4 protein-coding genes are annotated in these 7,015 nt (G+C 71.6%); all 4 read left to right on the plus strand.

Features of this window, described 5'->3' with window-relative positions:
• The first annotated feature begins 676 nt into the window (after window positions 1–676).
• From B056_RS0105930 to ccrA, 4 genes are read left to right on the plus strand one after another with little or no spacing between them, the layout of a single operon-like run.
• Window positions 677–2,356 carry a carboxyl transferase domain-containing protein gene (locus B056_RS0105930; RefSeq protein ID WP_018500973.1) on the plus strand — a complete coding sequence of 560 codons (1,680 nt, stop codon included), beginning with the start codon at window positions 677–679 and terminating at the stop codon, window positions 2,354–2,356.
• A 6-nt stretch (window positions 2,357–2,362) separates the two neighbouring features.
• Window positions 2,363–4,447, plus strand: a complete 2,085-nt coding sequence (locus tag B056_RS0105935; protein WP_018500974.1) for an ATP-binding protein — start codon at window positions 2,363–2,365, stop codon at window positions 4,445–4,447.
• A 42-nt stretch (window positions 4,448–4,489) separates the two neighbouring features.
• Window positions 4,490–5,641, plus strand: coding sequence for an acyl-CoA dehydrogenase family protein (locus tag B056_RS0105940; RefSeq protein WP_018500975.1), 1,152 nt, complete (start codon window positions 4,490–4,492; stop codon window positions 5,639–5,641).
• An 18-nt stretch (window positions 5,642–5,659) separates the two neighbouring features.
• The gene (gene ccrA / locus B056_RS0105945) at window positions 5,660–7,009 is read left to right on the plus strand and encodes a crotonyl-CoA carboxylase/reductase (RefSeq protein WP_018500976.1); all 1,350 of its coding nucleotides are present in this window, start codon (window positions 5,660–5,662) and stop codon (window positions 7,007–7,009) included.
• The last annotated feature ends 6 nt before the right edge of the window (window positions 7,010–7,015 follow it).

Below are 7,015 nucleotides of genomic sequence, written 5' to 3' on the forward strand. Positions count from 1 at the left end.
ACTTCGTCGATGAGATCCCGCGGGACGATTCTGGCAAGCACGCCGATCGAGATGCGGTCGGTGAGCCGCTCGTTTTCAACGGCCGGCAGTTCCATGATCTGACCAAGACGCGCCACGCCCGCATTCTAACTCTCTACCGGCTGAAGTCACGACAGCAGCCATCCGGCTACCTATCCCTCGACGTTGAGCTCTCCCGCATGCCGAGTCCAGAGGTTTATCGATAAGGGAGCATCCGTTGGCGTGTCAGGCTGGACGATCCTCTCGACAGGCTAATCAAGCGGTATTGGGCTATAGGGCTTGTCCGTCGATCAATTGGTGTGTACGGAGTGTGTCCTCTCCGTGAGCCGGCCGACGGAGCCGCCGGCCAGCCGGCCGGGTGGCTGACCGGGACGTCCGCCTCTTCCCGCGGAGCCTGCGCCCGGACTGAGGTCCCCACGGACTGACGGCCTCCCGGACTGACGGCCTCACCGGTCGGGGCCCCATCGACCGGGGCCCACTCCGAGCTGTCCCGTCCGCGCGGACGCGCGCCGGGGTCAGGCCGTCTGCCCAGCGTGTCGGGGGGCGGACCGTTCCTCTCCGCGTCCGCCTCGGTGTCCGCCGTCCCCCGTGAGGCCGCCGGGGCCGGGGTGGCGGGCACCGCTCGACAGAAAGGCGCGCGACCGCTAGCCTGCGTCGCATGTTAGTCGACGCTAACATCGACCGCCCGGTGCCTGATGGGCGCGCGGTACCCGGAGGGCGCGCGGAGCCCGCCGAGCCGCTCCGGACACTGGTCGATGCCAAGGGTGATCCCGCCCGTCACAACGCCGCCACCTTCGCGGAGCTGGTCGAGGAGCTGCGGAGCCGGCTGGCCAGCACGGCGCTGGGCGGCTCCGAGGTCGCCCGCCGCCGGCATGTCGAGCGCGGCAAGCTGCTGCCCCGGGACCGGCTCGACACGCTGCTCGACCGTGGCAGCCCGTTCCTCGAGCTGTCTCCGCTGGCCGCCGACGGCATGTACGACGGCGAGGCACCGGGCGCGGGGATCATCACCGGGGTGGGCCGGGTCTCGGGCCGCGAGTGCGTCGTCGTGGTCAACGACGCCACCGTCAAGGGCGGCACCTACTACCCGACGACGGTGAAGAAGCACCTGCGCGCCCAGGAGGTCGCGCTGCACAACCAGCTGCCGTGCGTCTACCTGGTCGACTCCGGCGGCGCGTTCCTGCCCCGCCAGGACGAGGTGTTCCCCGACCGCGAGCACTTCGGCCGCATCTTCTTCAACCAGGCGACCATGTCGGCCCGGGGCATCGCCCAGATCGCCGCCGTGCTCGGGTCGTGCACCGCCGGCGGGGCCTACGTGCCGGCGATGAGCGACGAGGCGGTGATCGTCCGCAACCAGGGAACGATCTTCCTCGGTGGCCCGCCGCTGGTGAAGGCGGCGACCGGCGAGGTCGTCAGCGCGGAGGACCTCGGCGGCGGCCTGCTGCACTCGCGCAAGTCCGGTGTCACCGACCATCTGGCCGCCGACGACACCGACGCGCTGACGATCGTGCGTCGCATCGTCGCCGGCCTCGGGCCGCGCGCGCCGCGCCCGTGGGACGTCACCCCGACCGAGGAGCCGCTGTACCCGACCTCGGAGCTCTACTCGGTGGTGCCGGCGGACCCGCGCACGCCCTACGACGTCCGCGAGGTGATCGCCCGGCTGGTCGACGGCAGCCGGTTCGCGGAGTTCAAGAAGGAGTATGGCTCGACCCTGGTCACCGGGGTCGCCCGGCTGCACGGGCATCCGGTCGGCATCATCGCCAACAACGGGGTGCTGTTCGGTGAGTCGGCGCTCAAGGGCGCCCACTTCATCGAGCTGTGCGACTCCCGGAGCATCCCGCTGCTGTTCCTGCAGAACATCACCGGTTTCATGGTCGGCCGGGACTACGAGGCCGGCGGCATCGCCAAGCACGGCGCGAAGATGGTCACCGCGGTCGCCTGCGCCCGGGTGCCGAAGTTCACCGTGGTGATCGGCGGGTCGTTCGGCGCCGGCAACTACTCGATGTGCGGCCGGGCCTACTCGCCGCGCTTCCTGTGGACGTGGCCGAACGCCCGGATCTCGGTGATGGGCGGTGACCAGGCCGCCGCCGTGCTCTCGACCGTCCGCCGCGACGCTGTGGAGGCCCGCGGCGGCGAGTGGTCCGCCGAGGAACAGGCGGCCTTCGAGGCGCCGATCCGCGAGCAGTACGAACAGCAGGGCAACCCCTACTACGCCACCGCCCGGCTCTGGGACGACGGCGTCATCGACCCGGCGGACACCCGAACCGTCCTGGGCCTGGCGCTGTCGGCGGCGGCGAACGCGCCGCTGGAACCGGTCGGCTACGGCGTCTTCCGGATGTGAGGGTCGATGTTCCACACGGTGCTCGTCGCCAACCGGGGTGAGATCGCGGTCCGGGTCATCCGGACCTTGCGTGAGCTCGGCGTCCGCTCGGTGGCGGTGTTCTCCGACGCCGACGCGGGCGCCCGGCACGTGACCGAGGCGGACGTCGCGGTGCGCCTCGGCCCGGCCCGCGCGCTCGACTCCTACCTCAACATCGAGCGGGTGCTCGCCGCCGCGGCGGCGACCGGGGCGCAGGCGGTGCACCCCGGCTACGGCTTCCTCGCCGAGAACCCGGTGTTCGCGCAGGCCTGCGCCGACGCCGGCGTGGTCTTCGTGGGCCCGTCCGCGCGGGTCGTCGAGCTGATGGGCAACAAGATCGCGGCCAAGCGCACCGTCGCCGCGGCCGGCGTCCCGGTCGTGCCCGGCCGGGTCGAGCCGGGGATGTCCGACGACGACCTGGTGGCGGCCTCGACCGAGATCGGCTATCCGGTGCTGGTCAAGCCGGCCGCCGGCGGCGGCGGCAAGGGCATGCGGCTCGTCCGCGAGCCCGCCGCGCTCGCCGAGGCGCTGCGCTCGGCCCGCCGGGAGGCCGCAGCGTCCTTCGGCGACGACACGCTGTTCGTCGAGCGGTTCGTCGACACCCCCCGCCACATCGAGGTGCAGGTCCTCGCCGACACGCACGGCAACGTGATCCACCTCGGCGAGCGGGAGTGCAGCCTGCAGCGCCGCCACCAGAAGATCGTCGAGGAGGCGCCGTCGGTGCTGCTCGACGCCGCGACCCGGGCGCGCATCGGCGGCGCGGCCGTCGACGTCGCCGCCGCCGTCGGATACGTCGGCGCCGGCACGGTCGAGTTCGTCGTGGGCACCGACCGGCCCGACGAGTTCTTCTTCATGGAGATGAACACCCGGCTGCAGGTCGAGCACCCGGTGACCGAGCTGGTCACCGGCGTCGACCTGGTCGCCGAGCAGTTGCGGGTCGCCGCCGGCGAGCGGCTGCGGATCACCCAGGACGAGGTGCGTCTGACCGGCCACGCCGTCGAGGCCCGGGTGTACGCCGAGGACCCGGCCCGCGGCTTCCTGCCCACCGGCGGGGACGTCCTGGTCCTGCGGGAGCCGACCGGCGCGGGGGTGCGCACCGACTCGGGCCTGCGGGCCGGCACGCGGGTCGCCGCCACCTACGACCCGATGCTGGCCAAGGTCGTCGCCTGGGCGCCGGACCGGGCGGGCGCGCTGGCCCGTCTCGACGCCGCGCTCGCGGGCACGACACTGCTGGGTGTCACCACGAACATCGGCTTCCTGCGCCGCCTGATCAGCCATCCCGACACCCGGTCCGGCCGGCTCGACACCGGTCTGGTGGAGCGCCACCTCGAGGCGCTCACCGACCCGGCCGGGCAGGCCCTGCCCGGCGAGCCCACGGCGGACGACGCCCTGGAGGTGTTCGGGCTGGTCGGCGCGGACACGATGGCGCCGACCGGGTCGGTCGTCGACCCCTGGGACGTACCGTCGGGCTGGCGGCTGGGCGAGCGGGCCTGGTCGCGCTGGTCGGTCGCCGCGCCCGGCGGGGCGGGGGCCGCACCGGGCCGCGAGGTCGCCGTGCGACGCGACGCCGACGGCCGGCTGCTGGTCCGCCTGGACGGCGCCGGGCCACGCCCGGCCGAGCTCGACTGGCTGCCCGCGCCGATCCCGGGCCAGCCCGCGGACGCCCTGGTCACCGTGGACGGGCGGACCAGGCGGTGGCAGGTGGCCGCGAGTGGGAGCACGGTCTGGGTGGGTGCCGACGGGTTCACCTGGGCGCTCGCGGAGCGACGGGTGGAGAGCGGCGCCGACGCGGCGGCCGGCGAGCACAGCGGCGAGGCGCGCAGCCCGATGCCGGGCACCGTCGTCGACGTCCGGGCGACGCCCGGTGACACCGTCGAGCCCGGGGCCCCGCTGGTGGTCGTCGAGGCGATGAAGATGGAGCACACCGTGGTCGCGGCGGTCGCCGGCCAGGTGAAGGACGTCCTGGTCCGGGTCGGCGACTCGGTGGCGCTGGACGCGCTGCTCGCGGTCGTCGAGCCGGCCCCCGACGGTACGGCGGACGAGGCCGCGGACTCCGGCCCGCCCCGCCCCTGACCCGTCGAACGGATGTAGTGAAGCACGAGAAGGAGACGGGCCATGTCTGACAACCGGCTGAGTGAAGAGCACGAGACCCTGCGCAAGACGGTCGAGGAGTTCGCCCGGGAGGTGGTCGCCCCCGCCGCCGGCGCGCACGACGAGGCGAAGACCTTCCCGTACGAGATCATCGCGCAGATGGGCGAGATGGGCCTGTTCGGCCTGCCGTTCCCGGAGTCCTACGGCGGCCAGGGCGCCGACTACTTCGCGCTCTGCCTGGCGATCGAGGAGTTGGCGCGGGCCGACTCCTCGGTGGCGATCACCCTCGAGGCCGGGGTGGGCCTCGGCGCGATGCCGATCTACCGGTTCGGCACCGAGGCGCAGCGCGAGGAGTGGCTGCCGGTGCTGGCCAGCGGCCGCTCGCTGGGTGCCTTCGGGCTGACCGAGCCGGGCGCCGGCAGCGACGCGGGCGGCACCCGCACCACGGCCCAGCTCGTCGGTGACGAATGGGTGATCAACGGCTCGAAGGCGTTCATCACGAACTCCGGGACGGACATCACCCGGGTGGTGACGGTGACCGCGGTGACCGGGGAGCCGGTGAACGGCCGGCCGCAGATCTCCTCGATCATCGTCCCGGTGCCGACGCCGGGCTTCAGCGCGGGCGCGCCCTATTCGAAGGTCGGCTGGCACGCCTCGGACACCCGGCCGCTGTCGTTCCAGGACGTGCGGGTTCCCGCGGAGAACCTGCTCGGTGAGCGGGGCCGTGGCTACGCGAACTTCCTGTCCATTCTCGACGAGGGCCGCATCGCCATCTCGGCGCTTTCCGTCGGTCTGGCGCAGGCCTGTGTGGACGAGAGCGTGAAGTACGCGAAGGAGCGGGAGGCGTTCGGCGCTCCGATCGCCCGCAACCAGGCCATCGCGTTCAAGCTCGCCGAGATGGAGACCCGGACCTATGTGGCCCGGACGGCCTATTACGACGCCGCGTGGCGGATGCTCGCCGGCCTGCCTTTCAAGAAGCAGGCGGCGATGGCGAAGCTGTTCTCCTCCGAGGCGGCGGTGACGAACGCCCGCGAGGCGACGCAGATCCACGGCGGCTACGGATTCATGAACGAGTACCCGGTGGCCCGCCACTGGCGTGACTCGAAGATTCTCGAGATCGGTGAGGGCACCAGCGAGGTGCAGAAGATGCTGATCGCGCGCCACCTCGGCGTCTGACGGACGGAGCGGCCAGCCGTGAAGCATGTTGTCGAAGCGATCATGGCCGGTGGGGGGCCTTCGCCGGAGCGGCGGGCGGAGTTCGGGGCGTTGGCGGTGCCGGAGTCGTACCGGGGTGTGGTGGTGCGTAAGGCGGAGGTGGGGATGTTCGAGGGGCGGGTGTCGCGGGAGAAGGATCCGCGGGAGTCGTTGCATGTGGATGAGGTGGGGACGCCGGAGTTGGGGCCGGGTGAGGCTCTGGTGGCGGTGATGGCGTCGTCGGTGAACTACAACACGGTGTGGACGTCGATCTTCGAGCCGTTGTCGACGTTCGGGTTCCTGGAGCGGTATGGGCGGTCGTCGCCGTTGGCGGCCAAGCATGATCGGCCGTATCACGTGGTGGGGTCGGATCTGGCGGGGGTGGTGTTGCGGACGGGGCCGGGGGTGCATGCGTGGCATCCGGGGGATGAGGTGGTGGCGCACTGTCTGTCGGTGGAGTTGGAGCGTCCGGAGGGGCACAACGACACGATGCTGGATCCGGAGCAGCGGATCTGGGGGTTCGAGACGAATTTCGGTGGTCTTGCGGAGCTGGCGTTGGTGAAGGCGAACCAGTTGATGCCGAAGCCGGGGCATTTGAGTTGGGAGGAGGCGGCGGCGCCGGGGTTGGTGAACTCGACGGCGTACCGGCAGTTGGTGTCGGGGAACGGTGCGGGGATGAAGCAGGGTGATGTGGTGTTGATCTGGGGGGCGTCGGGGGGGTTGGGGTCGTACGCGACGCAGATGGCGTTGCGGGGTGGGGCGATCCCGGTGTGTGTGGTGTCGTCGGCGGAGAAGGCGGCGATCTGTCGGGCGATGGGTGCGGAGCTGGTGATCGACCGGGCGGCGGAGGGGTATCGGTTCTGGTCGGATGAGCGGACGCAGGACCCGCGGGAGTGGAAGCGGTTCGGGGCGCGGATCCGGGAGCTGACGGGTGGGGAGGATCCGGACATCGTGTTCGAGCATCCGGGGCGGGAGACGTTCGGGGCGTCGGTGTATGTGGCGCGTAAGGGTGGGGTGGTGGTGACGTGCGCGTCGACGAGTGGGTTCATGCATGAGTACGACAACCGGTATCTGTGGATGAACCTGAAGCGGATCATCGGGTCGCATTTCGCGAACTACCGGGAGGCGTGGGAGGCGAACCGGCTGGTGGCGCGGGGGTTGGTGCATCCGACGTTGTCGAAGGTGTATCCGTTGGAGCGGACGGGGCAGGCGGCGCTGGATGTGCACCGGAATGCCCATCAGGGCAAGGTCGGGGTGCTGTGTCTGGCGCCGGAGGAGGGGCTGGGGATCCGGGACGAACGGACCCGGGCCCGTCACCTCACGGCTATCAACCGCTTCCGCGGCGTGTAGAACCCG

The organism is Parafrankia discariae, assembly GCF_000373365.1.
Lineage (GTDB): Bacteria > Actinomycetota > Actinomycetes > Frankiales > Frankiaceae > Parafrankia > Parafrankia discariae.

Excerpts from the sequence above, each read along its gene's own strand:
- B056_RS0105935 (WP_018500974.1), top strand. The coding sequence starts at position 2,363 with ATGTTCCACACGGTGCTCGTCGCCAACCGGGGTGAGATCGCGGTCCGG.
- B056_RS0105930 (WP_018500973.1), top strand. The coding sequence starts at position 677 with ATGTTAGTCGACGCTAACATCGACCGCCCGGTGCCTGATGGGCGCGCG.
- B056_RS0105940 (WP_018500975.1), top strand. The coding sequence starts at position 4,490 with ATGTCTGACAACCGGCTGAGTGAAGAGCACGAGACCCTGCGCAAGACG.